Below are 22,991 nucleotides of genomic sequence, written 5' to 3'. Positions count from 1 at the left end.
CACCATAATTTCAGGAGTTTGTTATGCGTTCGAATCGATCTACCCGTTTCACGATCGCGATAACGGCGGCTTCCGCTGTCGCCGCCGCAGTTCTCGCTGGCTGCAGCAGTAACGACGGCGAAATGAACATGCCCGGCATGTCGAGCAGCGATACACCGGCCTCGTCGTCCTCCGAGAATTCCGCCGAAGCATCGGCCGAATTCAACGATGCCGATGTCACGTTCGTCGAAGGGATGTACCCCCACCATGCACAAGCGGTGGAGATGGCTTCACTTGTCGACGGCCGAACCGAGAATGCTCAGGTCATCGAGCTGGCCCAGGCCATCGAAGCAGCTCAAGCACCGGAGATGGAGCAGATGAATGCCCTGCTCACCGCATGGGGACAGCCCGCAGCGTCCGCCGACATGGGCGGAATGGACATGGGCGGAATGGACATGGGCGGTATGGACATGGGGAGCGGTGGCATGACCGGCATGATGAGCCAGGAAGACATGGACATGTTGTCGGCCGCTAACGGAGCGGAGTTCGACTCCATGTGGCTCACCATGATGATCGAGCACCACAAGGGGGCAATCGAGATGGCTCAGATCGAGTTGGCCGACGGCTCCAATGCTGATGCCAAGGAGCTTGCCTCCACAATCATCGATGCGCAGCAGAGCGAAATCTCCACAATGGAAAGTTTGCTCGCCCAGTAACTCTCAATTCTGGGAACTATCAACCGTAGGGCGGGGCTCGGCTAATACCGAGCCCCGCCCTTCGGTTTCGAAGGACCTGGCCCTTTTAGCTGCCACACCGATCAACACGGCCCCGGAAACATGCCCTCCCCTGCTGATGCACCCGCCTGCGGGGTCCTTGGGACACGCAGATCCGCGGTAGGGACAGGGGGCGGCTCTCGGATCGGGTCGTCGCGGCCCGGCGGGGGCGCGCCGTCGACAGAGAGTGGGTTCGATACCACCGGCACTGGCAGTTGGGGAGGCGTGGTCTTGCACGTGCGGCTGCTCGGTTTCCTTCTCAGATGGGTAATACAACCGAACTGACGAATTCATTGCGTATCCAGGCAATGAACAGACCCCACACCCCCGTCAGCAGGGCGACACCGACGGCGATCATGATCACTCCGCCTGCCACTTTGATTCTCTGCGAGTTCCGCCGTAGCCAGCCGACACCGCGCATCGCCGAACTCGAGCCGAACGCGAGGACCACGAACGGTAGACCGAGTCCCAGACAGTAGGCGACGATGAGAGTGACGCCGCGCGCTGCGGTTGCGCCTTCAGTGCCAGCGGCAACGGACAACACCCCGGCGAGCGTGGGGCCAAGGCACGGCGTCCAGCCGAGCGCGAACACGCCACCGAGCAGCGGCGCTCCAGCAAGAGACGAGATGGTTTGCGGCGCGAATCGAGTGTCGCGTTGGAATGCGGGAATGAACCCGATGAACGTCAAGCCCATGATGATCGTGATGGCACCGCCGACCTGCTGAAGCACCTGTTCGTTGATGCGCAGGGTGCCGATGACCCCGAAAATCGAGGCGGTGGCGAGGACGAAGACGATGGTGAAGCCGGCGACGAACAACCCCGCTGCACCTGCCACGCGCCAGCGGCTTGCCAGCTTCGGCGGTGCTTCACCAGTCGAGGCGGCGGCGAGCGACGGCACGTCGGCACCTGCGATGCCCGCCAGGTACGACAGGTAGCCCGGCACCAGGGGCACCACGCACGGTGACGCGAACGAGACCAGCCCGGCGAGCATACATGCGGCGATCGCCAGTACCAGAGGTCCGCTCGATGCCAGATTTTGGAACGTCGAGCCAACGCCGCCTTGGGCAAGAAGAACAGTCATTCGTCTGCTATCCGTTCGACGACAGGGAGCAGGTCTTCGGCGAGGAGGGCACGCATGAACACTGCCGCCACCCGGTGCTCTCGATCGAGTACCAGCGTCGAGGGAATCACGCTGGTCGGGTAGTTCCCGCCGAGGGCGATCAGCGTCCGCATCGAGGGGTCGTAGATCGAGGCGTAGGAGACATTGTTGTCGACAACGAAGTCCTGCGCTTTGTCCTTCTGCGGATCTCGAACATTGATACCGAGGAACTGCACACCGCGCTCGCGGGTTGCTTCGTAGACCTCTTCGAGGTCGTCGGCTTCGCCGCGGCAGGGGCCGCACCACTGACCCCAGAGATTGATCACGACCACCTCGCCGTCATAGTCCGACAGAGCGGTGTTCTTACCTTCCTCCATCAGATCGGGTCCGGCGAGTTCACCGATGGTTCCGCGCGTTTCGGGGGGATCGTAGACGATGTCGGTTTGACCACCGGGTGCAACGAAATCGAAGCTACCTCCGGAGGGCACGGCGTCGGCGCCTGCGGAACATCCGGAGACCAGGAGTACAACGGCAAGGATGGATGCCGTTGCCGTGGCGGGCAGACTGCTCTGTTCGCGTGTGCGAGCCCCCGTAGGGCGGCCGAGTCTCATGAAGTCGACGCCTTTGCTGCAGTACGGATCTGCGCCGATGTCTCGAACATCGTGGGATCGGTGACGCGGTCGATGCCCCAGTCTTGGCCGGTGACGAAGCTCGGGGCACTGTGACTTCCCTCTCCGGAATGCACTACGGACACGAGGCAGTCAGTTGATTCGGATCGTGGTCGTGGCTCCTGGATCCTGGTCCGGTCGATACCCGGTCGGCAACACCGGCCGGGTCGACGCGGGATTGACGCGACCGGTGCCGCATGACCTCGCCGAAGCACAGGGCGGCGGCTAGCAGGCGACATCAGTTCAAACCCGCGTACGAATGCAGTCCGGAGACCACCATGTTGATGATGAACAGGTTGAACAGCATGGCCACGAATCCGGCGATGTTGATCCACGCGGCCCGGGTGTCACGCCACCCGCTGGTGGCCCGGGCGTGCAGGTACGCGGCGTAGATGATCCACGCGATGAATGAGACCGTCTCTTTCGGGTCCCAGCCCCAGAACCGACCCCACGCGGCCTCGGCCCAGATCGCGCCGAGGATGACACCGATTCCGAACAGGGGAAACGCGAAGATGGTGGTCTTGTACGCCAGCACGTCGAGCGAGTGCGCCGAGGGGAGACGAGCGACGATCCGGCCCACTCTGCTGTCGGGGACGGCGTTGTTGTTGGGATATCGGATCCGGATCAGGAACAATGTGCTGGCTGCACCGGAGATCAGGAACACCCCGCTGCCGAGCGAGACGACGGAGACGTGCACGGGGAGCCAATACGACTGCAAGGCTGGTACGACGGGCGCCGCGTTGGCATAGAGCACAGTTCCGGCAATGAAGAGCAGGATCAAGGTCGGCACGAGGACGAACAACCATAGTGTGCGCAGTTGCTCCGAGCGCAGCACGATCAGTCCGGCAAGTATGCCGGCCGCGCATGTGACGGAGACGAATTCGTACATGTTTCCCCACGGCGGGCGGCCAGTGGCGATCCCGCGCAGGACGATCGACCCGATATGCAAAGTGAGTGCGAGCATTACCAGGGCGAGTCCCGTGCGGCCCAGGCGTTCGGACGGGGCTCTTCGCTCGGGGACCGGCACGTATCCCGGTGTCGATGATGTCGCTGCGATCAGTTGCGGATGCAGACTCGAGGCCCGGCTCAGAGTCGCTGTTCGTGTCGTTGCGAGTTGTGCGATGAACAGGATCGCGGCGAGAAGGTAGACCACGAAGGCGGTCTCGAAACTGATGTCGCTCCAGCGGGCGAGGTTGTCGTCGATCGGCATGGCGCTACACCGTTTCTGTATCGAGGGTCTCGGAGTGGTTCTTTGTCCGCGGCGTCCAGATTTCGGTGCGGAGGGTCTCGAATTCGGGTCCCCATCCGGCGTGATCGGTACGGGCGAGCCCGCCCATCTCCACGCTCGATCGGCCTGTTTCGGCCGGGAGTACACGGAACCAGACTCGACGTCGCTTGATCACCAGCGAGACCAACAGTCCGGTCATCATCGTGATCGCGAACACGAGCACCCACAACTGTGCGGGGTCGTATCCGACCTGCAGGTTGGCGAACTCCTTGGCGCCGTTGAATCGAATGTTGGTGCCGTCGGTGAGGGTCGTCGATTCACCGGGACGCAGGTTCACCCGATCCTGCTTGACAAGTCGGCCCTGGTTGATCATCTCCTGGTCCAGGGAGAAGATCGACTGGGGTATGCCGGTGTCGAGGCCGGTATCTCCTTTGTAGATATCCACTGCCACAGCAGGATCGACCAAGTCCGGGAAGCGGGAGGAGAGCAGGGTTCCGTTGAATTGCGCAGTGGGAGCGAAGAGGCCTTCGATGGCGATCTGGCCGCGGCGTCGCTCATCGGCGGTGGCATAGGTCCCGCCGGGTGGATCGAAACGCAACGCCCCGCTACTCAGGAACGTGGTGGCGTCGTCGGGCCGGAACTGCAGGGCCTCGGTTCGACTCTGACCGTCGGGGAAGGTCACGGTGAATTCCGGGGCGTATCCGTGGCCGGTGAGGTAGATGCGTTCATCTCCGAGCCGGAGGGGTTCGTTGACTTTGAGTTGATAGTCGCGCCAGGTGTCTGCGGCGATGTCGTCGGCGGACTGGTAGGAGATGTTCGAGGTGAACATCTCTGCCTGGCCGTTCTCAAGGTAGTCGGCGTTGAAGTCCTTGACTCTGATGCAGAACGGCTCCAGCCCGGTTCCGTCGGTGCTGTTGCCGGCCCGGAAGGAGTCGTAGATGGCGGGCGAGGTGTTGCAGAAACCGGGCCCGTTGTCGGCGATGACGATGACCGATCCTTCGTAACCGAAGAGCTTGCCGATGGCGATGGCCGCGAGCAGACCGATCAGCGAGAAATGAAAAAGTAGGTTTCCCGCTTCGCGGGTATAGCCCTTCTCGGCGGAGAGGGTGAGCGCCCCATCGGGCTCGGGCCTAACGGCAGTACGCCACCCTCTCAAGTGGGGCGCGATGTCGTCGATGACGGTTTTCGGGCTACCGGCGAGAGCGCCCGAATGATGAAGCGGTAGTCGCGAAAGGTTTCGGGGTACGCGAACTGGCTGTGCGCGAAGGGCTTTACCGTGTTCGATCATTCGGGGAGTCAGGCAGCCGATCAACGACACAAACAGTAGGACGTAGATGGCGGTGAACCAGAAGCTTCCGAATACGTCGAACAATTCCAGCGTGTCCATGACGGCCCCGAGAGCCGGGCGCGCTGCGATGTAGGAATCAACCGCCTGGGTGTTGAGATTGCGCTGTGGCAGCAGGGCGCCTGGGATTGCTGCGATAGCGAGCAAAAACAGCAGCACCAGTGCCGTTCGCATCGAGGTCAGTTGCCGCCACCTGTTGCGCACCGCAGCGATTGCTCTGCGTAACCGTCCCTGCGATGTGAGCGCCGGGGTTTGATCAGCTGTCACACCGCCACACCCTTTCGACGATTGCATCTCAATTACTATGCAACATAGTAGTTGATGGGCCGTGTGCAGTTGTGTGCGGTAGTCGCCTCATATGGAGGTCGGCCTGTCAACGACGGCATGGTGAAGCGGTGGCACGCACCGTCGTGTGTGCCACCGCTTCCTGTTGCCGGGATGGTGATCGATGCGAGTGGGAGGTGAGCGTGTCGTAGTGTTCGACGCGTCGTCAACTCTCATATACGCGGGTTGGTTACCGCAGGACGGACTGTTTCGGCTGGAGTGGATCGCAAGTCTATGAGTCGAGCGTGATCCCAACGCGCAGTTGAGGATTGCTCATAGGCGGCTAGCGGGTCACTCCCAGACGCTCGGCCACATCCCACATCGTCGTCGACCGTTCATTCCGGACATCTATCCCGACGCAGATCGCTACTTCGGCGTCGGAGCTTCAGTCATTCCTCGAGCGTGGCCAACGACCAGCACCAGCCGGCCAGCTCTCGTGCGATCCCGGCATTGGCGACCACCGCACGTTTACCGCGTTCGTCGAAATGTTCCCACCGTGCGTGCAGCCGCCGGTTCGCTTGATGTCCTCGCGCTTTGGCTTTGGGAGTCGACGCCTTCCACCGTGCCACCAGTTCACGCCCCGGCCGATACGGCTTGCGATGATGCCAGGCAGCCTCGACCAGCAGTCGGCGTACGTGAGCATTGCCGGTTTTGCTGACACCGCCCTGCGACCGGGATTCACCGGAAGAATGCTCGGTCGGGATCAACCCGACGAACGCACCGATCGAGCGGCCGGTCAACCGGTCCCACTCACCGATCTCCGTCGCCAAACCGAACGCTGTCAACGTCGCCACCCCACGAAGGCACCCCAGCCGGGTCACCACCGGAGTGAACGACGAATGCGCAGCCATGTCCGCGATGGCGGTATCGAGACGATTCCGGCGTTCGGTGGTGGCGATGACGGTCTCGTAGGCGGTGTCGTAGGTGATCTGCAGTGCACGTGAATCGAACCGCTGGCGACGTAACCACAGATCGTGGGCTGCGGTCCAGGGTTTGCCGCCGCTGTAGATGATCCCTTGACGCAGCAGCACATGTGTCAGGCGATGCTGTGCGGACACCAGATCGCCGCGGCAGTCCTCCCTTGCTCGCACCAGATCACGAGCGGACTCCTGCTCGGTACTCGGAATCAGAACCGGCACAATAGAACTCAAATGAAGCAACCGAGCCAAATGCCGGGCATCACGGGCATCGGTCTTGATGCGGTCACCAGGGGGACGCTGAATTTTCGACGGTGCCGCCACCACACAATCGACACCGGCGGCCAACAGAAAACGGGCCAGACCGAAACCGGTCGGGCCCGCCTCGTAGACGACATGCACCAGTCCTGGCAGCGAACGAATCCACTCCAGGATTTCTTTGTGATCAGGCGACATGCGACGCTCGAACAACTCGCCCGTCTCGCCATCCAAACCGCACGCCACCACCGATCGTGCGTGCACATCCAAACCAACACTCGTACGATGATTCTTCACTGGGGCCTCCCACATCTGTGGCTCTACCGGCCAGGACCCACTCCTGTCGGCAACCCACGCTTACATGCGGAGGGGCCCCAGCCAAGACCTCCATACCGTCTATGATTCGACTCGATTCAATACTTTTGACCGTTTCATTACTTGCGCTAGCGTAATCGGCAACTTTGCCGCTAGGGTAGGTAAAACCGGCCGGTCTGCAACCGAGGCGGATTGCTGCAGACCTGTTGGTAGAGAACGCATTCGGTGCATTCTGCATTGATTCCGTTCGCGCTCGAATATGTCGACCAATGACAAGTCAGGAACAACGCCGGAGTTCCCAAAGCGTCGACGCGTGTTTACACGGCCTTCGGAAGCACTGTGCCGCAGGGTGTTATCGGCTCCAAAGCCCGCCTCTTCCGGGAGGGTGCGTTGTGCTCGGCGACGGACTACCAGTTCAACCTGTTCAACACGAGTTCTCAGACCGCTACGTCCACTCGAGACTGCGGACCCGGCTTCTACAACAGTCATGGATTCGTGGCGGTGTGGCCGTCCGGTGGAAACATGTCGGAGTACGTCACCTTCCCGTCCGACCCCCTCCAGTACCCTGCCCCCGCTGCCCTGGCTGCACCTCGCGCAGACGGCGACGCTGCGCGCGCACAAGGAACAAATCCGGACGGTGAGAGCTACGGAACCGGCGAGGCCGCGCAGGCAGATGCTGAACTCCCTGACCTGGTCAGCGCCATCGGTACCGATGGTGAGCTGGGGTACGTCAGGTCGGACGATTTGGTTGGTTCGGTAGTCGACGCTGCCGCGACGCCAGCTCCCCGGACGATTCCCCTGCTGTCACAGACCGGGGACCCCATCGGGTCGTTCCAGATCGGTTAGCATCTTGATCGTCGCCTCTGGCCTCGGCGCTTCGGCGGCCGAGGCCAGAGTTCGTTTCAGCCTAAAGGAGACGGTATGGCTCAATACTGGGGCGATTACCCGGTCGCGGATGACGAGGGTGAAATACCTGAAGGTCTGCCCACGGGTCGATACGTACCGCTCGTCGCCAACGGTCATGGGGCGTTGACTGCCTGGGCTGCGGGTCCGGGCCGATGCTTTCGGACGTCGTATCCAGCGGCGCTGCATCCGCCCGTGAAAGTGTCACGCGGTCACCAGGCAACCGGTGACCCGCAGGAAGTTTGGTTCGAGGCCTTCACTGAAGAAGATTTGCGTGCACAGAACGAGGACATCAATGCATACTTGGCCTCGGCAGGAGTTCGTCCACAACCGCGGGGTTACAAGTGGCACGTGCTGGTCCCCGACAACATCGTGAACGAAGATGCCCTCGAAGACGCGTTACGAGACAAGAACAATTATGTGGATCCCGTAGAAGTCTTCGAATCCATTGCACAGCTGTACGGAAATTTGTTCCGGTCCTGACCTTGCGAGCCGCCAATTTTCCTTGGCAGAGACAGAGGACGTGCGACCCCTCCTGTCGCCGTTTTGGTGTACCCGGTGGAAGTGTCTCGCCAAAGGAACCCGGGGCCGGACGTACACCGTGATGGGAGCTAATCGCTTAACCCGCAGGCGAACTGAGGTGCCGGTAGAGGGTGGCGCGGCCGATTCCGAGTACTGATGCGATTTCGGTTTTGGGTGTGCCGTCGTCGAGCATTCTGCGGATGTGACGAGCTTTGTCGGCGTCGATCTTGGCTGGTTGGCCACCGATGCGGCCGCGGGCTCGTGCGGCTGCGAGGCCGGCCATGGTGCGTTCTTTGACGAGGTCTCGTTCGAATTCGGCGAGGGAGCCGAAGATGTTGTAGGTCAGGCGTCCTCCGACTGTCGAGGTGTCGATGCCTTCGGTGATGCTGCGCAGTGTTGCACCTTTGGTTTCGATGAGGTTGACGGTTTCGATGAGGTGGCTCAGTGAGCGGCCGAGTCGATCGAGTCGCCATACTGCGACGACGTCGCCGGCGCGCACGCTCTCGAGGAGCAGCTGCAACTGAGGTCGGTCTTTGTCTGCTCCGGATGCGACCTCTTCCCAGATGCGGAAGCAGCCGGCGGCTGTCAGTGCGTCTCTCTGTAGATCCAGCGACTGATCGGTGGTCGAGACCCTCATGTATCCCAAAACGGCGCTCACGAGGATGACTGTCTCAGAAACGGCCGACAAGGCACAGGCGGCGCGTCAGAGCTTGAGACAGGTTTCTGAGACACATCACGATTGAGTCTCGATATCGATCCTGTCAGTTTCAGGAGTCGCGTTCACTGTGTCAGAAGTCGAATGCACTGAGCGCCAGCAATTGATGTGGGTTCGGCTCCTACTCCGGCTCGTCGGCGTTAGTGTTGCCTATGGGCATGTCGAAAGTGGTACCTGCGCTGCCGGTACGAGACATCGACACCGCTGTAGAGATATACGTCCGCGCGTTCGGCTTCACGACCCGGTACACCGACCCGACTTTCGCGAGACTTACCCGCGACGACGTCGAGATCCACTTGTGGGCCGCCGACGACGACAGCTGGAATACCCGTTCAGACCCTGCGGCATGGCCGGTATGCAGCGGAGCCGAGACGTTCCTTGCCGGCACAGCCAGCTGCCGCATCGCCGTGGACGAGATCAACGACCTTTACGCCGAGATGTCCCGCGCGGGAGTGCTCCATCCCGCAGACGCGGGTCGTCCCGTCTCGACGGACTGGGGAACGACGGAGTTCGCAGCTGTCGACACCGACGGCAATCTGATCACTTTCCATACCGATGAAAAAAGCCAACACGAGCCCACCACGGCAGGCAACGGCGCACCCTGACCGCACCCTCGAGCAGAAACTCGATGACCCGGACGTCCGTCGACGCGCTACGCGTGGTCATCGTCCTGAAATAAGCGCATGCTGGACTTGTCCACCCGCGCGCAGTCAGGCGACGGTCAGATAGATCAACGCGACATTGAGTGCGACGACGATTCCCGCGATGAGCCATGCCGCGTATGCCGTGATCCGGTGATTGACATCGCCGCCCATCAGGATGCGGTCCGAGGTGAACCGCACCAAGGGAATGAGCGCGAACGGAATACCGAAGGACAGGACGACTTGTGAGACGACCAGTGCCCGACTGGGGTCGACCCCCGCGGCCAGAATTGCCAGTGCGGGAACAAGTGTCACCAGTCGTCGCACCAGAATCGGAATGCGCTGACGTAGTAGGCCGTCCATGATCATCGCGCCGGCGTATGCCCCGACCGATGTCGATGCCAGGCCCGAGGCCAGCAGGCCCACCGCGAACAGCAGCGCTACCACCGGCCCCAGAGTGTCTCCTACTGCTGTGTGAGCTCCTTCGATGGAATCGACGCCCTCTCGGCCTCCCAGCGTCGAGGCCGCCAACAGCAGCATCGACATGTTCACTGCACCGGCCAGCAGCATCGCCAACCCGACATCGATCCGGGTGATCCGCAACAACCGCTGCCGGACAGGCCCTGCCTCGGGGTGTCCGTGCCGGTCACGTGCAAGGCCGGAGTGCAGATAGACCGCGTGCGGCATGATCGTCGCACCGAGCATAGCGGCGGCTATCAATACGCTTTCCGCGCCGTCGAACCGCGGAATCAACCCGGCGGCAGCGGCGGTGAACGATGGCGGTTCCACGACGACGCTGGCAAGAAATCCGACGGCGATGACACCGAGTAGACCGAGAATCACGAACTCGAACGGGCGCTGGCCCCGGCGATCCTGGACCAGCAACAAGATCATCGATACGGCTCCGGTGATGAGGCCGCCGATCAGGAGCGGCAGGTCGAAGAGCAAGTAAAGAGCGATCGCACCGCCGACGATCTCTGCGAGGTCGGTCGCCATGGCGACCACTTCTGCTTGCCCCCAATATGCCAGTCGCACACTCTTGCTCGACTTCTCGCGGACCACTTCGGGCAGTGTCATTCCGGTGACGATGCCGAGTTTGGCGGAGAGGAACTGCACGAGGCCGGCCATCACGTTCGCGGCGACGATCACCCAGACCAGCAGGTACCCGAACTGCGCGCCGGCGCTGACGTTGGAGGCGACATTGCCGGGGTCGACGTAGGCGATCGCGGCGACGAAAGCAGGACCGAGCAGAACGAGGCCAGACCGAAACCTCGAGGGCGGCCGAGACGATCGGCGCTGCAGCACAGACATGACCACACCCTCCGGCACCAACAATATGTCAGAACCCTGAAAATATAGTTCGGCCTCCCGAACAATGCAATGCGGCGTGGCGGTTCGGCGACATCACGATCAGATGGGCAGGATCACTGCACTGACGAATTCGTTGCGGATCCAGGCGATGAACAACCCCCACACCCCGGTCAGCAGTGCGATGCCGACGGCGATCATGATGACACCGCCCGCCACCTTGATCCTCTGAGAGTTCCTCCGAAGCCACCCCACACCGCGCATCGCCGAACTCGAACCGAACGCAAGAACGACGAACGGTAGGCCGAGTCCCAGGCAGTACGCGACGATGAGAGTGACCCCGCGGGCTGCGGTTGCACCTTCGGTGCCTGCCGCCACGGACAGCACGCCGGCAAGGGTCGGACCCAGGCACGGCGTCCAGCCGAGCGCGAACACCCCACCGAGCAGCGGCGCTCCTGCAAGGGACGAGATCTGCCGGGGTGCGAATCGGGTGTCGCGTTGCAGTGCGGGTATCAACCCGATGAACGCCGCACCCATGATGATCGTGATGACCCCGCCCACGCGTTGGAGTACTTGCTCGTTGATGCGCAAGGTGCCGATGACTCCGAAGACCGAGGCTGTGGCGAGGACGAAGACGATGGTGAACCCGGCGACGAACAACGACGCTGCACCGGCCACACGCCAGCGATTCACGAGACCCGTCGACGACGTACCGGCGGTCGCGGTGCTGGGTGTCCGGGCATCGGCTGACTGAGCCTCGCAGGCCGATTGGGTGCCGCGGGCTGATTGGGCGTCGCGGGCTGATTGGGCGTCGGCGCCGGCGATGCCTGCCAGGTAGGACAGGTATCCCGGCACCAGCGGCACCACGCACGGTGAGGCGAACGAGACCAACCCGGCGAGCATGCATGCCGCGATCGCCAGCAGTAGGGGCCCACTCGATGCCGCGTTCTGGAACGTCGACCCGATGTCTTGGGCGAGAAGAGTCGTCATTCCGCGGCTATCCGTTCGACGACGGGAAGCAGGTCTTCGGTGAGCAGGGCTCGCATGAAGACCGCGGCCACCCGGTGCTGGCGATCGAGTACCAGCGTCGAGGGAATGACGCTGGTCGGATAGTTCCCGCCGAGGGCGATCAGCGTCCGCATCGAGGGGTCGTAGATCGAAGGGTAAGTGACGTTGTTGTCGACCACGAAGTCCTGCGCTTTGTCCTTCTGCGGATCTCGGACATTGATACCGAGGAACTGCACACCGCGCTCACGGGTGGCCTCGTAGACCTCTTCGAGGTCGTCGGCTTCGCCGCGGCAGGGGCCACACCATTGACCCCAGAGATTGATCACGACGACCTTTCCGTCGTAGTCCGCCAGAGCGGTCGTCTTGCCCTCCTCCATCAGATCGGGGCCGGCGAGCTCGCCTATGGTTCCGCGTGTTTCGGGAGGGTCGTAGACGATGTCGGTTCGGCCACCGGGCGCGACGAAGTCGAAGCTCCCGCCGGACGGTGCAGCGTCGGCACCAGCGGAGCATCCGGAGATCAGTAGTACGACGGCAAGAATCGATCCGATTGCCGCGGTGGGCGTGCCGCCTTGTCGTCGAGTACCGACCCACACGGGTAGGAAACGTGTCATGAGGTGAAGTCCTTTATTGCAGTGCGGATCTGGTCTGTCGTCTCGAACACTGTCGGGTCGGTGATGCGCTCGATCGTTCCGTCCGGGCGGACGAGAAAACTCAGGGGAAGGACCGGCGGTGCCGAGAGCGCGTCCTGGACGCTGCCGCCGTCGATGTAGTTCGGATAGCGGATGCCCAGTTGCGTGAGCAGCGCGGCCGCGTCCGCGGGTCGGTCCTCGACGTTGATTCCGATGACTGGGATCGCGTCGGGTTCTGCGGCGTAGGCATCGACTACGGGCATCTCGGTGCGGCACGGGCCGCACCAGGATGCCCACAGGTTGATCAGCGTCACCTCGCTGCCGAGAACGTCGACGAGATCGACATCGTCGGCACTGCCGATGCAGCGCGCCATCACTCCCGCCAGCGGCCCACCTTCGTGTGGCACCGGCTGCGGACACAGCGGTAGCGCTGTTGCTCGTGCCGCGTCATCCGGCGGGCGGGACAGTGTGGGTTCGGGTCCGACCGGCGCGACATTGTTGGCGATGACGTCGGATGGGCCGCCCTCGACGCCACCGGAGCGGGGCCACAGTGCGACGATCGATGCAACGACAACGACGAGCATGACGATCGACCAGCCGCGCGTCATCGCCGTGACCTTCTTTCTCGAGAGATCGGCAGAGGGGCGAACGGTACGTCGCGGATCATAGGAGCGTGGACCAGTACGACCAGAAACGCTGCGCGATCAGGGCGATGAGGACGAGAAACCACACGGTCAGCGCAATCGAGTGATTGCGCATCAACACTCCCGCCCACTGCCGCCGGCCCGCACTCGGAGCCCCGCGGTCGAGGTTGCGCAGCGTGACGTACCAGAAGATCGGTACGGTGACCGCCCACACCGCCATGCAGTACGGGCACAGCGCGCCGATGTCGTAGAGGCTCTGCACGATCAGCCAGTGCACGAAGACCGCAGCAGCAGTGACACCGACCTGCAGTGCACTCCAGAACCACTGCGCGAACACGGCTCCGGCGAGCAGGGCGGCACCCACTGCCGCCACGACGGCGAAGCCCGCGATCCCGAGAAGGGAATTGGGAAATCCGAACGCAGACGCCTGCGGGGTGTCCATCACCGATCCGCAGTTGAGTACCGGATTGATACTGCAGGTCGGGGCGTAGGCGGGATCGAGCGCAAGGGCGAACTTCTCTACCGTGAGTACGAACGCGGCGGCCAGTCCGATCACGCCTCCTACCAGCAGCAGCCAGGGCAGGCTTCGGGCGAACGGTCCGCTGCGTCGGGTGAGAGCGGCTGCGCGGTCAGCCGAGTGCAGCGTCGAGGGCATCGGTGAGGTCTCCGTAGGTGGTGGGTTCGATCTTGGTGCCGTTGAGGAAGAACGTCGGGGTGCCCTGGACGCCGAGCGCGATCCCGTCGGCGACGTCGGCCTCGATGCGTTCGAGCGTCGCAGGGTCGGTGTAGGCGGCATCGAAGGCGCTCATGTCGAGCCCTTGCTCGACGGCGAAGCTGCGGAACAACTCGTCCTGCGGAACCTGCTGTTCGCCCCACTGCGCCTGCGTTTCGTACATGCGTTGATACATGGCCTCGAATCCGCCCTGCTGGGCCGCGGCTTCGACTGCGCGTGCGGCTCGTTCGGCATTGAAGTGGGAGGCGATGGGAAAGTAGCGGGCCACGAAGCTCACCCGGTCGCCGTACTCTTCACGCAATTGCTCGATCGCCGGGTAGGCCGATCGGCAGGCCTCGCACTCGAAGTCGAGGAACTCCACGAACGTGACCCGGCCGTCGGGCACCGAGTTCAACCGATGACTGTTCTCGCGCACCGCAATCGAGGCAGGGTCGGTCGCGGCCTGCTCGGCGGCGGCAGCATCGGGGGACCCCGATCGATCCACCATCAGAAATACAGCCAACGCGGCGGCGAACACGATCACCAGGGACAAGGAAATCTTCAACGCTCGGCTCATACAACTACCTTCTCGATTCGTTCGGACTGATCAATGGGCCCGATATGGGCGTTTCGACTCGTTATGACACTAACAATCGTACGAACGTTGACCAAAGCCCTTCCCTAACGATCGCATGATTGTTAGATTGTGACCATGGCCTTGGAACCTCTGGACTCGTGCGATCTGTTGTGTATGGACCTCCCTCACGCCGAGAGGGTTCGCGCTACTCTGCCCGCGCTCGGCGATATCGAACCCGTCGCCGACGCTGCCCGAGCATTCGGCGACCCCACCCGACTGACCATCGCGCTCGCGTTGAACGCCGGCGGGCAGATGTGCGGCTGCGACATCGCGTGGATCGTGGGACAGAGCCAGAAGCTGGTCTCCCACCATCTCCGCAAACTCAAAGCCGCGGACGCCGTCACATCGAACAGAGAGGGAAAGTTGGTCATGTATGCGCTCACCGACCGCGGCACCCGACTGCTCGCGACACTGACCGAGGTACTGCCCACCGCCTCGACCGCCACTGATCTCACCGGGGTAGATCATGGTTGACGCGTGCTGCGGACCTACCCCGGCAGCGCCGACCACCGAATCCACTGCTGACGGTGCGGGCACGGGAGGTCCGGCTCCGACCGATGCACTCCCGAGGTTGTGGCAGGTCCGCGAGCTGCAACTCGCGTCGGCCGCCGCGATCATCCTGGGCGCATCGTGGTTGCTCGGTCGAACGGGTGCCGATGCGGTTGCGACCGTCGGCGCTCTGATCGCTGCCGCGATCGCCGCCGTCACCTTCGTTCCCGCGACGGTGAGAAATCTGCGACACGGACGCATCGGTGTCGGCACGCTGATGACGATCGCGCTCCTCGGTGCCATCGCATTGGGCCAGATCCCCGAGGCCGCGATGCTCGGTATCTTGTTCTCCGTCGCCGAGGGACTCGAGGAATACGCGGTCACCAAGACCCGCCGCGGACTGCGCGCACTCCTGTCGTTGGTGCCGCCGACGGTATCTGTCCTGCGCGGTGGAACCGAGCAGGCCCTGTCCCCCGACGAGGTCGTGATCGGGGACATCATGGTGCTGCGGCCGGGTGAGCGAGCTGCCACGGACGGCACCATCGCTCGCGGTTCGACGAATCTGGACGTGTCTGCGATCACCGGCGAGTCCGTGCCCATCGAAGCCGGTGTCGGTGACGAGGTGCATGCCGGTGCCATCAACGGCGGCGGGGCCATCGAGGTCACCGTCACCGCGCCGGCATCGGAGAGTTCGCTTGCTCGCATCGTCCGCATCGTCGAACAGGCCCAGGACCGCAAAGGGGCCGGCCAACGGCTGGCGGACCGTATCGCACGTCCGCTCGTGCCCTCGATCATGATTCTCGCCGTACTCGTCGCTGGCGTCGGTGCGGTGCTCGGTGACCCCATGTTGTGGCTCGAACGCGCACTGGTGGTCCTGGTCGCGGCATCACCGTGCGCGTTGGCCATCTCGGTGCCGCTGTCGGTGGTGGCGGCGATCGGGGCTGCGAGCCGCAACGGGGCATTGATCAAAGGCGGTGCAGCAGTGGAAGAGCTGGGCCGCATTCGCGTCGTCGCCTTGGACAAGACCGGCACCCTCACCGCAGGACGACCGGAGGTCGTCGACGTCGTCACCGCTGCGGGAATCAGCCGCGACGACGCGCTGGCCGTTGCTGCTGCGCTCGAAGCGCGCAGCGAGCATCCACTCGCCCGCGCCGTACTGGCCTCCGTATCAACCGTCGCGGCAGCCGATGATGTCACTGCCATCGCCGGGCACGGCCTGACCGGCACCCTCGACGGAGCCCCGATCAGGCTCGGGAAACCGAGCTGGTTCGACACACACCCCAGCTCCGAGGAGTTCCACGCCGACGTCGCTCGTCTCCAAAGCAGCGGTGCCACAGTCGTTCTCGTCGAACGCGCCGGAGTTCTGATCGCTGCGATCGCCGTCCGCGACGAACTGCGGCCCGAGGCCGCCGAGGCTGTCCGCCAACTCACCGCGCTCGGTATCGACACTGCGATGCTCACCGGCGACAACGCGCTCACTGCGCAGGCCCTGGCGACCCAGGCGGGCATCACCGCCGTCCACGCCGAACTACTGCCCGAGGACAAAGCGGCCCTGCTGACCGACATCGCGGCCGGACGCAAGATTGCCATGGTCGGCGACGGCATCAACGACGCTCCTGCCTTGGCGACCGCAGATGTCGGGATCGCCATGGGCGCGATGGGAACCGACGTTGCCATCGAGACCGCCGATGTTGCCCTCATGGGTGAGGACCTCCGGCATCTACCGCAGGTGCTGGCCCACGCTCGACGCGCCCGGCGCATCATGATCGAGAACATCGCCTTGTCGATTGCCATCATCGGCGTGCTCGTCCCACTGGCTGCTACCGGTGTCCTGGGCTTGGCCACCGTGGTGCTCGTCCACGAACTCGCCGAAGTCCTGGTCATAGCCAATGCGATTCGCGCCGCCCGCACCACCCCCTTGGACGGTTTCGTGCCCCCGCCCGCGGCGTCCGGTGCCCTCAACGTCACGATCGCACCCGCAGCGGCCTTCGAGGATGCCTGCTGCGCTCCGGCTCCGACGCCGAGGAACACCGCACCTCTCGCATCTGGGAACCCACTGGCCTCCACCACCACAACGTCACCATCGGCGATCGGAGCAGACGATGGCAGCTCCGGGTGCTCGGATGGATGTACCTGCTGCACATCGACTCCCGCGCGAAGCGAACTCGGTCAGGGAAGGTAGAGACCTGCGGGCGGTGATCGGACTGCATGCAGGCTCTACGGGATCGACATGACCCCAGCAGCAGCGGCATCGACAACAGAGGTGCGCTGGCACCACCTCGAACGAACACACATCCTCTCGCAGCACTATCCGTGATTGCATGCTCTCAACCACGCCGCGATGGTGAAAGCTGCGGCGGTAGAACATGATCGGCGCGAATCCTGGGGTCAGGTGATCCGGATCGTGATCGCTGCTCCAGGATCGTGGTCGGGGCGATACCCGGCCGGTAACACCGGCCGGGTCGAGGCGGGACCGATGTCGCCGATGCCCATTCCGCAGGACCGTACGGACGCGCTGAGAGGCAGATAGCGGTCATCAGTTCAGGCCTGCGTAGGAGTGCAGGCCGGAGACGACCATGTTGATGATGAACAGATTGAACAGCATCGCCACGAATCCGGCGATGTTGATCCATGCTGCGCGGGTGTTGCGCCACCCGCTGGTGGCGCGGGCGTGCAGGTAGGAGGCGTAGACGATCCAGGTGATGAAGGAGACCGTTTCTTTCGGATCCCAGCCCCAGAACCGGCCCCACGCGGCTTCGGCCCAGATAGCGCCGAGGATGACGCCGACGCCGAAGAGCGGGAAGGCGAAGATCGTGGTCTTGTAGGCCACGATGTCCAGTGTCTGCGCGGAGGGCAGGCGGGCTGCGATCCGGCTCACGCGGCTGCCCGAGTCCTCGGGATGCTTCATGCGGATCAGGAACAGCGCGCTCGCAACCCCGGAGATCAGGAACACCCCGCTGCCGAGCGAGACGATGGAGACGTGCACCGGCAGCCAGTACGACTGCAGTGCCGGTACCACCGGTGCTGCGTCGGCGTACAGCACGGTGCCGGCGACGAACAGCAGGATCAACGTCGGCACCAGAACGAACAACCACAGGGTGCGTAGCTGCGTCGAGCGCAGCACCACCAGTGCAGCGACTACACCTGCTGCGCAGGTGACCGAGACGAATTCGTACATGTTGCCCCACGGCGGCCTGCCGGTGGCGATCCCGCGAAGGATGATCGACCCGATATGCAGGGTCAGTGCCACCATCACCAGCCCGAGTCCGCTACGCCCGAAACGTTCGGATGGAACTCGCCGGGGTGCGTCGGGAATGCGTCCGGGCGTCGTCGACGTGGCAGCAATGATCCGAGCACGAAGTCGCTCCGTATTGTGCAGTTCCGCGCTACGGGTCGTTGCGAGCTGTGCGAGGAATGCGATCGCGGCGAGGAGATAGACCACGAAGGCGGTCTCGAAGCTGATGTCGCTCCACCGGGCGAGGGTGTCGTCGATCGGCATGGTGCTACACCGTTTCTCTGTCGTGGTTCTCGGACGGGCTCTGCGTGTGCGGCCAGATCTTCAACCGAAGGGTCTGGAATTCCGGTCCCCAGCCGGCGTGATCGGTGCGAGCCAGGCCACCCATGTCCACTGGCGAGAGACCGCGCTCGCCGGGGTGGACCCGGAACCAGACACGGCGACGTGTGATGACCAGGGACACCAGTAGTCCGGTCATCATCGTGACCGCGAACACGAGCACCCACCGCTGCGCGGGGTCGTATCCGACCTGGAGGTTCGCGAATTCCTTGGCACCGTCGAACCGGACGACGGTGCCGTCATTCGTCCAGGTGGGGGTGGGTCGGGTGCGGTAGGAGTCCAGATCGCCAGCTCGTTCTGGCTGTGGGTGCGCAGATCCTCGACATACGGAATTCGCCAGACTGCCGGTGCTGCGGAGGCGACGACGTCGGCACGTCTACGCAGTGTTTTCGGGAGCGGGCCGGGTGCGTCGGGAACCAGCACCAACCCGAGGAGGGTGCATCCGCCGGTCAGTCCTGCGGCCGATTGCAGGAGCAGATCGTGCGCGGCGGCGAGTCCGTCGCGGTCAGTGCGTGAGACGACCACGACGCCTCGGTGGCGGTCGGCGGCGGGCCAGCCCCGGCGGGCGTCGCCCGCCGGGGCCCAGATCTGAGCGAGTGTGCCTGCGCCGGAGCGTCCGTGAGCGGCAAGGAGCCACATCACGGGCGGGCGACCGTGGACCGAGACCGGGTTCTCGTGGATCGGTGCCCGGCGCGTCGACGGCGGTATCCGCAGCCCGGCCGGGGTGACCGACGAATCGCCGTCTCGGTAGTAGTCACGGTGCTCTGCTGGTTGTGCGGCCATCTCGGGCGCACCTCCTTCTCCGGCGTTCTCGGTCACCGAGTGGTGGTCGGTGAGACGGTCGTGGGTGCTGCGGCAGGCACGTCAGAGGTGGTGGTAGCCGCTGCGGTCCTGGCGGGACCGGTGGCCCCGACAGTGGCGTGGGCGGCGAGGATGCTCCCGGCGCTGCGGACGGTGTCGGTGGTGGCGAACAATGCCGCGCCTTGGTTGATCACTGCCCCGACCTTGTCGGCGAGAGACTGATCGCCGGTCAGGTCGGCAGCGAGTGCGACGATCCACCGGACAGTCAGCTCGACGGGGGTTTCACCTTTCGATCCGACCGGAACACTGTCGTAGGAGCCGTGTTTGGTCGCGGTGTTCCAGTACGAGGTGTCGGTGACAAGTTGCGCGAGGCCGGCGTTTTCGTCGATGGTGTTCGACACTTCCTTGAACGCGACGTCGACGGCGGAGTCGATCGTTGCCGGGGGCACGAGCTTGACCGCCGACGAGAGGACCTTCGTCGCGAGGATGCCCAAGGCTGCGGGTGGGTTCGTCAGGCCGACGGTGGCGAGCTGGCCGATGGTTTCGGGGGTGATGACGTCCTTGGCGACGGTGATCGCTGCGCCGATGGCCATTCCAGCGATCTTGGTGACCGCACTGAGGCCTTCGTCGATCATCTCGTCGGGCGACGTCGCGGACGGGTCGGAGTACTTCGCCATCTTCGACAGCACCGTCTCCGAGGACGAATTGACCTCGAATCGTCCGGCCTTCGAGTCGAAGTCGATGTTGTCGTTGATCACCGAGGCACCGGTCATCAGGGCAGTACGTCCGACAGCGGTAGAGACGTCGGTGAGAATGCGGACGGGGTCGCGGGTGTCCATCGAGGACTGACCGGCGATGGAAGCGACGAGCTTCGCGGCCGGGGCGTCGACGGGGGTGTCGCACGCCAGATCGCCTGCCGTGCAGTAGGAGGCGACACGGTCCGATACGGCTCCGAACCCGGCGATCTTCGGTGTCGGCGCGATACCGCCACCGACAGGCCGCGCTGCGGCCACAGCGGGGGCGAGCTGGACGGTGTCCACGGCTGCACCGTCGGTTCCCGGTGCCGGTGCCGGTGCTGCGTTGCCGCTGGCGAGCACGTCTTCACCTTCGGCACGGGTCGGGTCGGAAAACAGCGCCGCACCGGCGAACTGGTCGGGGTCGATCGGACCGGTACCTGCGCCGATTTCACGGGTCACCTGGGAAGCGACCTCGCCGCCCTGGGAGTAACCGGAGAGGAAGACTTTGGTGCCAGGGCAGCGTGCGGCGATGTCGGCGATCATGTTGGTGGTGTTCTCGACGCCGATATCGACGGACTGGGCGTACGGAACGGCGGAGCGGTCCCCCGGCTTACCGCCGAAGCTCGCCGGGTACGGGACGTAGCTGCGCTCCAGAGCCGGTCCCTCGCCGGAGTTCGCGTCGCGCATCGCCGGGACGGTCAGGCGGGAGAAGAAGCCGGAATCGGTGTCCGGTGATGAGTTCTCGTCTATCTCGGTGGTGCCGGGGACGACCACGAGATGCAGTACCGGGCAGTCCTCGCTTCCGCTCGACGGGGACGGTGTCGCGGACGGCTGCGCGGCCGCGACACCGCTGGCGGAGACCACGATGGTCACCGCTGCGGTGGCGGCGAGCAGGCGAGGGGTGAGGCGGCGAACCTGGTCGATGGTTGTGTGCACGGCTTCTCTCTTCTTCGGTGGGGCCTGGCGGATGTGCCTGGTCATAGGGGCCGCGGGACGATGGCAGCGATAAGCGCCGTGCCGTCCTGCGCCGCGGTGGTGGTAATCCGTTGACCGCTGATACGGCCATCGATCCCCGGTCCGCGTTCGACGACGGTCACGTCATAGACGCCGGCGTCAACAGGGTCTGCCAGGACACAGAACTCAATGGCCGGTTCGAGCTGGTCGATGCCCTCTTGCAGGCGCCCAGCGGAGGCCATCACCGCATCCGGTGCACCGGCCGCGCGTGCAACGGCTCCGTCGCGGTCGAAGTAGAAGGCCTTCTCGAAACGCCAGATCGCCACTGCACCCGGGTCGTCGCTGTCTTCGGTGACCGGGTCGCCGTCTGCTTGTCCCTTGCACCAGGTGACATCGGCTGCGGCCGCACCGGCCGCCGCGGGAGCCGCCGAGGTCGGAACGGCTGTGGTGGTGACGATGTCGCCCCGAGCCATCGGCGCAGCCGGTTCCGGTTCGCCGCCGAGACCGGTGGCCAGGACTGCCGCGCCCGTGATGCTGCCGCCGAGGACGGCGATCGCTGCGGTGACCGCGACACCCGCGCGATGCCTGCGCCACCACGACGACGGTGCGGGCGGCTGCGGTGCGCTGTAGGGGCGTTGGTTACGGAGCACGGCGGTACGAGCATCGAAGGAGCCGTATGCGTCCGCCGGCGCGGCTGAGTGGCCGAGGTGAGGCTGGTCCACGGCGACGTCGTACCAGTCGTCGTCCGAATCGACATCGGCGGACTGATGCTCGGCCAGGACCGTCAGCTTGCGCTCGGTTGGATACCCGGAAGCTGCTGCGGCGGTGACGGTCTCGTCGACGACAGGCTTGGGGAACCAGTCGTCGGTTCCGTCGTCGGTGTCGGTGGTGCGGTCGGGGGGTGCCACAGCAGGCCTTTCCGGGGGTTGAGGTGAGGAACGGGTCGAACCTTCGGGTGCAGCCCGGCCACAGTGGTGGTGGTCGGGCTGCACCCGGAGGTCAGATCGCGAGGTTCAGACCTGCCAGTGCGGCATTCGCCTGCTCGAGTACAGGAGCGACGGCGGTGTTCACCGCGGCTACGGTGTCCGCCACAGCAGGCTGCTCAAGGACCGTCGTGGTGAACCCCTTGACCGGCTCGTAGGCGGGTTCGGTCCAGACCTGGGCATCACTGACCGCCTGGCCGATGGTGGTGTCGATGGCGTTCTGGGTGCCGGGGGCGTCGACGGTCAGTGGCGCGGCAGGGGGCGCCGGGACGCTCTCGGGCGCCGGGAGCGGTGCGGGCTCTTCAATGATCTGCTGCTCGCCGCCGAGGACGGTGGCACCGAGGACGCCGCCGATGGCAGCCCCTGCCCCGGTCAGACCCAGTACGATCGGTGCCGAGAGGGCAGCGCCCACGCCCGCGCCAGCGAGTGCTGCTGCGCCGGGAATGAACACCCAGCCCACTGGGCCGCCCCAGACGATGGCACCGGTGCCGGTGGTGGCCGCGACTCCGAGTGCGCCGCCGATCGCGGCTCCGGTGCCGGTGATCACTGCGGCAGGAACCATCGACGCGGCGAAGCCGGTGGCGCCGCCGGCGATGATGCCGGTGGCCGTGCCTGCGGCGATGCGGTCGGCTTGGGGTGCGTCGGCGAATCCATTGTCGACGAGCCAGTTTCCGCCGTCGGCCTGAACAGCGGCTCCGGTGTTGTTGAACTGCTCGACCAGGTTTGGGTCGAGCAGGTTCGGGTCGTACGGCACGAGCTCGCCGCCAACGAGCACGTAGCCGTCGGGTGCGTCGATCGGTGCGATGACCTTCCGCTGGACCGTGGGGA

24 protein-coding genes and 3 pseudogenes are annotated in these 22,991 nt (G+C 64.3%); 8 read left to right on the top strand and 19 right to left on the bottom strand.

The genetic code is table 11. The annotated features are described in order from the left end of the window. Nucleotides 1-23 precede the first annotated feature (23 nt). Nucleotides 24-695, top strand: coding sequence for a DUF305 domain-containing protein (locus tag J1M86_RS20225; protein ID WP_032375701.1), 672 nt, complete (start codon nucleotides 24-26; stop codon nucleotides 693-695). Between the two features lie 316 nt (nucleotides 696-1,011). Here J1M86_RS20225 and J1M86_RS20220 read toward each other — a convergent pair whose 3' ends face one another. The 3 genes from J1M86_RS20220 to J1M86_RS20210 are packed head-to-tail and all read right to left on the bottom strand — an operon-like array spanning nucleotide 1,012 to nucleotide 2,605. Continuing rightward, the gene (locus J1M86_RS20220; protein WP_032375700.1) at nucleotides 1,012-1,833 is read right to left on the bottom strand and encodes a cytochrome c biogenesis CcdA family protein; all 822 of its coding nucleotides are present in this window, start codon (nucleotides 1,831-1,833) and stop codon (nucleotides 1,012-1,014) included. Next, on the bottom strand, nucleotides 1,830-2,462 hold the full coding sequence (locus J1M86_RS20215) for a TlpA disulfide reductase family protein (protein WP_080736598.1): 633 nt from the start codon (nucleotides 2,460-2,462) through the stop codon (nucleotides 1,830-1,832). Before J1M86_RS20215 ends, J1M86_RS20220 begins: the two co-directional genes overlap by 4 nt. Beyond that, nucleotides 2,459-2,605 carry a hypothetical protein gene (locus J1M86_RS20210; RefSeq protein WP_155288776.1) on the bottom strand — a complete coding sequence of 49 codons (147 nt, stop codon included), beginning with the start codon at nucleotides 2,603-2,605 and terminating at the stop codon, nucleotides 2,459-2,461. The genes J1M86_RS20215 and J1M86_RS20210 overlap by 4 nt, the downstream gene beginning before the upstream one ends. An 8-nt stretch (nucleotides 2,606-2,613) precedes the next feature. Between J1M86_RS20210 and J1M86_RS20205 the strand changes: the two are divergent. Next, nucleotides 2,614-2,748, top strand: a pseudogene (locus tag J1M86_RS20205) (DUF3703 domain-containing protein); the annotation flags it as partial. Between the two features lie 9 nt (nucleotides 2,749-2,757). Here the strand turns inward: J1M86_RS20205 and ccsB (J1M86_RS20200) are convergent. The 3 genes from ccsB (J1M86_RS20200) to J1M86_RS20190 form a co-directional block, all read right to left on the bottom strand. Next, nucleotides 2,758-3,729 carry a c-type cytochrome biogenesis protein CcsB gene (gene ccsB, locus J1M86_RS20200; protein WP_032375699.1) on the bottom strand — a complete coding sequence of 324 codons (972 nt, stop codon included), beginning with the start codon at nucleotides 3,727-3,729 and terminating at the stop codon, nucleotides 2,758-2,760. 4 nt (nucleotides 3,730-3,733) lie between these two features. Then, nucleotides 3,734-5,359 carry a cytochrome c biogenesis protein ResB gene (locus tag J1M86_RS20195; protein WP_032375698.1) on the bottom strand — a complete coding sequence of 542 codons (1,626 nt, stop codon included), beginning with the start codon at nucleotides 5,357-5,359 and terminating at the stop codon, nucleotides 3,734-3,736. A 446-nt stretch (nucleotides 5,360-5,805) separates the two neighbouring features. After that, on the bottom strand, nucleotides 5,806-6,903 hold the full coding sequence (locus J1M86_RS20190) for an IS110 family transposase (protein WP_032375655.1): 1,098 nt from the start codon (nucleotides 6,901-6,903) through the stop codon (nucleotides 5,806-5,808). Nucleotides 6,904-7,245: 342 nt separating this feature from the next. On the opposite strand from J1M86_RS20190, the gene J1M86_RS20185 reads away from it, so the two are divergent. Next, entirely contained in the window at nucleotides 7,246-7,752 is a 507-nt protein-coding gene (locus J1M86_RS20185; protein ID WP_032373336.1) for a hypothetical protein, read from the top strand. Between the two features lie 75 nt (nucleotides 7,753-7,827). Continuing rightward, nucleotides 7,828-8,292: a DUF5956 family protein gene (locus tag J1M86_RS20180; RefSeq protein WP_032373337.1), complete on the top strand. Its 465-nt coding sequence runs from the start codon at nucleotides 7,828-7,830 to the stop codon at nucleotides 8,290-8,292. Between the two features lie 136 nt (nucleotides 8,293-8,428). Here J1M86_RS20180 and J1M86_RS20175 read toward each other — a convergent pair whose 3' ends face one another. Beyond that, nucleotides 8,429-8,989, bottom strand: a complete 561-nt coding sequence (locus J1M86_RS20175; RefSeq protein ID WP_094642704.1) for a recombinase family protein — start codon at nucleotides 8,987-8,989, stop codon at nucleotides 8,429-8,431. Nucleotides 8,990-9,204: 215 nt separating this feature from the next. Between J1M86_RS20175 and J1M86_RS20170 the strand changes: the two genes are divergently transcribed. Continuing rightward, nucleotides 9,205-9,651, top strand: a complete 447-nt coding sequence (locus J1M86_RS20170) for a VOC family protein (RefSeq protein WP_197077431.1) — start codon at nucleotides 9,205-9,207, stop codon at nucleotides 9,649-9,651. A gap of 105 nt (nucleotides 9,652-9,756) precedes the next feature. Here the strand turns inward: J1M86_RS20170 and J1M86_RS20165 are convergent, their stop codons facing one another. From J1M86_RS20165 to J1M86_RS20140, 6 genes are all read right to left on the bottom strand, one after another. After that, the gene (locus J1M86_RS20165; RefSeq protein ID WP_008720147.1) at nucleotides 9,757-10,998 is read right to left on the bottom strand and encodes an Nramp family divalent metal transporter; all 1,242 of its coding nucleotides are present in this window, start codon (nucleotides 10,996-10,998) and stop codon (nucleotides 9,757-9,759) included. 99 nt (nucleotides 10,999-11,097) lie between these two features. Further along, nucleotides 11,098-11,985, bottom strand: a complete 888-nt coding sequence (locus J1M86_RS20160) for a cytochrome c biogenesis CcdA family protein (protein WP_032373339.1) — start codon at nucleotides 11,983-11,985, stop codon at nucleotides 11,098-11,100. Further along, nucleotides 11,982-12,614 (bottom strand): TlpA disulfide reductase family protein, encoded by a 633-nt coding sequence (locus tag J1M86_RS20155; RefSeq protein ID WP_080733221.1) that lies wholly within the window; start codon nucleotides 12,612-12,614, stop codon nucleotides 11,982-11,984. Before J1M86_RS20155 ends, J1M86_RS20160 begins: the two co-directional genes overlap by 4 nt. Beyond that, complete coding sequence (locus J1M86_RS20150; protein WP_008720130.1) at nucleotides 12,611-13,240, bottom strand: TlpA disulfide reductase family protein; 630 nt, start codon at nucleotides 13,238-13,240, stop codon at nucleotides 12,611-12,613. The genes J1M86_RS20155 and J1M86_RS20150 overlap by 4 nt, the downstream gene beginning before the upstream one ends. A gap of 55 nt (nucleotides 13,241-13,295) precedes the next feature. Beyond that, the gene (locus tag J1M86_RS20145) at nucleotides 13,296-13,931 is read right to left on the bottom strand and encodes a vitamin K epoxide reductase family protein (RefSeq protein WP_008720128.1); all 636 of its coding nucleotides are present in this window, start codon (nucleotides 13,929-13,931) and stop codon (nucleotides 13,296-13,298) included. Continuing rightward, nucleotides 13,906-14,565, bottom strand: a complete 660-nt coding sequence (locus J1M86_RS20140) for a thioredoxin domain-containing protein (protein ID WP_206511182.1) — start codon at nucleotides 14,563-14,565, stop codon at nucleotides 13,906-13,908. Before J1M86_RS20140 ends, J1M86_RS20145 begins: the two co-directional genes overlap by 26 nt. A gap of 135 nt (nucleotides 14,566-14,700) precedes the next feature. Between J1M86_RS20140 and J1M86_RS20135 the strand changes: the two genes are divergently transcribed. From J1M86_RS20135 to J1M86_RS20125, 3 genes and pseudogenes are all read left to right on the top strand, one after another. Next, the gene (locus J1M86_RS20135; protein WP_094650924.1) at nucleotides 14,701-15,099 is read left to right on the top strand and encodes a metalloregulator ArsR/SmtB family transcription factor; all 399 of its coding nucleotides are present in this window, start codon (nucleotides 14,701-14,703) and stop codon (nucleotides 15,097-15,099) included. Next, complete coding sequence (locus J1M86_RS20130; protein WP_206511181.1) at nucleotides 15,092-17,296, top strand: cation-translocating P-type ATPase; 2,205 nt, start codon at nucleotides 15,092-15,094, stop codon at nucleotides 17,294-17,296. The genes J1M86_RS20135 and J1M86_RS20130 overlap by 8 nt, the downstream gene beginning before the upstream one ends. Nucleotides 17,297-17,344: 48 nt before the next feature. Next, nucleotides 17,345-17,644 (top strand): annotated as a pseudogene (locus J1M86_RS20125) (DUF3703 domain-containing protein). A gap of 6 nt (nucleotides 17,645-17,650) precedes the next feature. Here the strand turns inward: J1M86_RS20125 and ccsB (J1M86_RS20120) are convergent. From ccsB (J1M86_RS20120) to J1M86_RS20100, 6 genes and pseudogenes are all read right to left on the bottom strand, one after another. After that, on the bottom strand, nucleotides 17,651-18,613 hold the full coding sequence (gene ccsB / locus J1M86_RS20120) for a c-type cytochrome biogenesis protein CcsB (RefSeq protein WP_206511180.1): 963 nt from the start codon (nucleotides 18,611-18,613) through the stop codon (nucleotides 17,651-17,653). Nucleotides 18,614-18,617: 4 nt separating this feature from the next. Then, nucleotides 18,618-18,929: pseudogene (locus J1M86_RS20115) on the bottom strand (cytochrome c biogenesis protein ResB); the annotation flags it as partial. Then, on the bottom strand, nucleotides 18,827-19,471 hold the full coding sequence (locus tag J1M86_RS26490; protein WP_241260417.1) for a DUF6668 family protein: 645 nt from the start codon (nucleotides 19,469-19,471) through the stop codon (nucleotides 18,827-18,829). The gene J1M86_RS26490 and the pseudogene J1M86_RS20115, both read right to left, overlap by 103 nt. 32 nt (nucleotides 19,472-19,503) lie before the next feature. After that, nucleotides 19,504-21,162, bottom strand: coding sequence for a cutinase family protein (locus J1M86_RS20110; protein ID WP_307786697.1), 1,659 nt, complete (start codon nucleotides 21,160-21,162; stop codon nucleotides 19,504-19,506). 41 nt (nucleotides 21,163-21,203) lie between these two features. Beyond that, nucleotides 21,204-22,088, bottom strand: a complete 885-nt coding sequence (locus J1M86_RS20105; RefSeq protein ID WP_206511178.1) for a hypothetical protein — start codon at nucleotides 22,086-22,088, stop codon at nucleotides 21,204-21,206. Between the two features lie 91 nt (nucleotides 22,089-22,179). Continuing rightward, nucleotides 22,180-22,991 (bottom strand): hypothetical protein (locus tag J1M86_RS20100; RefSeq protein ID WP_206511177.1); only part of this gene is annotated, 812 nt, incomplete at its 5' end.

The organism is Rhodococcus sp. KRD197 (assembly GCF_017168235.1).
Classification (GTDB): Bacteria; Actinomycetota; Actinomycetes; order Mycobacteriales; family Mycobacteriaceae; genus Rhodococcoides.
This window is presented reverse-complemented; position numbering and strand designations above follow the sequence as displayed.

What these genes read in the sequence shown, in the direction of transcription:
- J1M86_RS20225 (WP_032375701.1), top strand. Translation starts at nt 24, where the DNA reads ATGCGTTCGAATCGATCTACCCGTTTCACGATCGCGATAACGGCGGCT.
- J1M86_RS20220 (WP_032375700.1), bottom strand. Translation starts at nt 1,833, where the DNA reads ATGACTGTTCTTCTTGCCCAAGGCGGCGTTGGCTCGACGTTCCAAAAT.
- J1M86_RS20215 (WP_080736598.1), bottom strand. Translation starts at nt 2,462, where the DNA reads ATGAGACTCGGCCGCCCTACGGGGGCTCGCACACGCGAACAGAGCAGT.
- ccsB (WP_032375699.1), bottom strand. Translation starts at nt 3,729, where the DNA reads ATGCCGATCGACGACAACCTCGCCCGCTGGAGCGACATCAGTTTCGAG.
- J1M86_RS20190 (WP_032375655.1), bottom strand. Translation starts at nt 6,903, where the DNA reads ATGTGGGAGGCCCCAGTGAAGAATCATCGTACGAGTGTTGGTTTGGAT.
- J1M86_RS20180 (WP_032373337.1), top strand. Translation starts at nt 7,828, where the DNA reads ATGGCTCAATACTGGGGCGATTACCCGGTCGCGGATGACGAGGGTGAA.
- J1M86_RS20170 (WP_197077431.1), top strand. Translation starts at nt 9,205, where the DNA reads ATGTCGAAAGTGGTACCTGCGCTGCCGGTACGAGACATCGACACCGCT.
- J1M86_RS20165 (WP_008720147.1), bottom strand. Translation starts at nt 10,998, where the DNA reads ATGTCTGTGCTGCAGCGCCGATCGTCTCGGCCGCCCTCGAGGTTTCGG.
- J1M86_RS20160 (WP_032373339.1), bottom strand. Translation starts at nt 11,985, where the DNA reads ATGACGACTCTTCTCGCCCAAGACATCGGGTCGACGTTCCAGAACGCG.
- J1M86_RS20155 (WP_080733221.1), bottom strand. Translation starts at nt 12,614, where the DNA reads ATGACACGTTTCCTACCCGTGTGGGTCGGTACTCGACGACAAGGCGGC.
- J1M86_RS20150 (WP_008720130.1), bottom strand. Translation starts at nt 13,240, where the DNA reads ATGACGCGCGGCTGGTCGATCGTCATGCTCGTCGTTGTCGTTGCATCG.
- J1M86_RS20145 (WP_008720128.1), bottom strand. Translation starts at nt 13,931, where the DNA reads ATGCCCTCGACGCTGCACTCGGCTGACCGCGCAGCCGCTCTCACCCGA.
- J1M86_RS20140 (WP_206511182.1), bottom strand. Translation starts at nt 14,565, where the DNA reads ATGAGCCGAGCGTTGAAGATTTCCTTGTCCCTGGTGATCGTGTTCGCC.
- J1M86_RS20135 (WP_094650924.1), top strand. Translation starts at nt 14,701, where the DNA reads ATGGCCTTGGAACCTCTGGACTCGTGCGATCTGTTGTGTATGGACCTC.
- J1M86_RS20130 (WP_206511181.1), top strand. Translation starts at nt 15,092, where the DNA reads ATGGTTGACGCGTGCTGCGGACCTACCCCGGCAGCGCCGACCACCGAA.
- ccsB (WP_206511180.1), bottom strand. Translation starts at nt 18,613, where the DNA reads ATGCCGATCGACGACACCCTCGCCCGGTGGAGCGACATCAGCTTCGAG.
- J1M86_RS26490 (WP_241260417.1), bottom strand. Translation starts at nt 19,471, where the DNA reads ATGGCCGCACAACCAGCAGAGCACCGTGACTACTACCGAGACGGCGAT.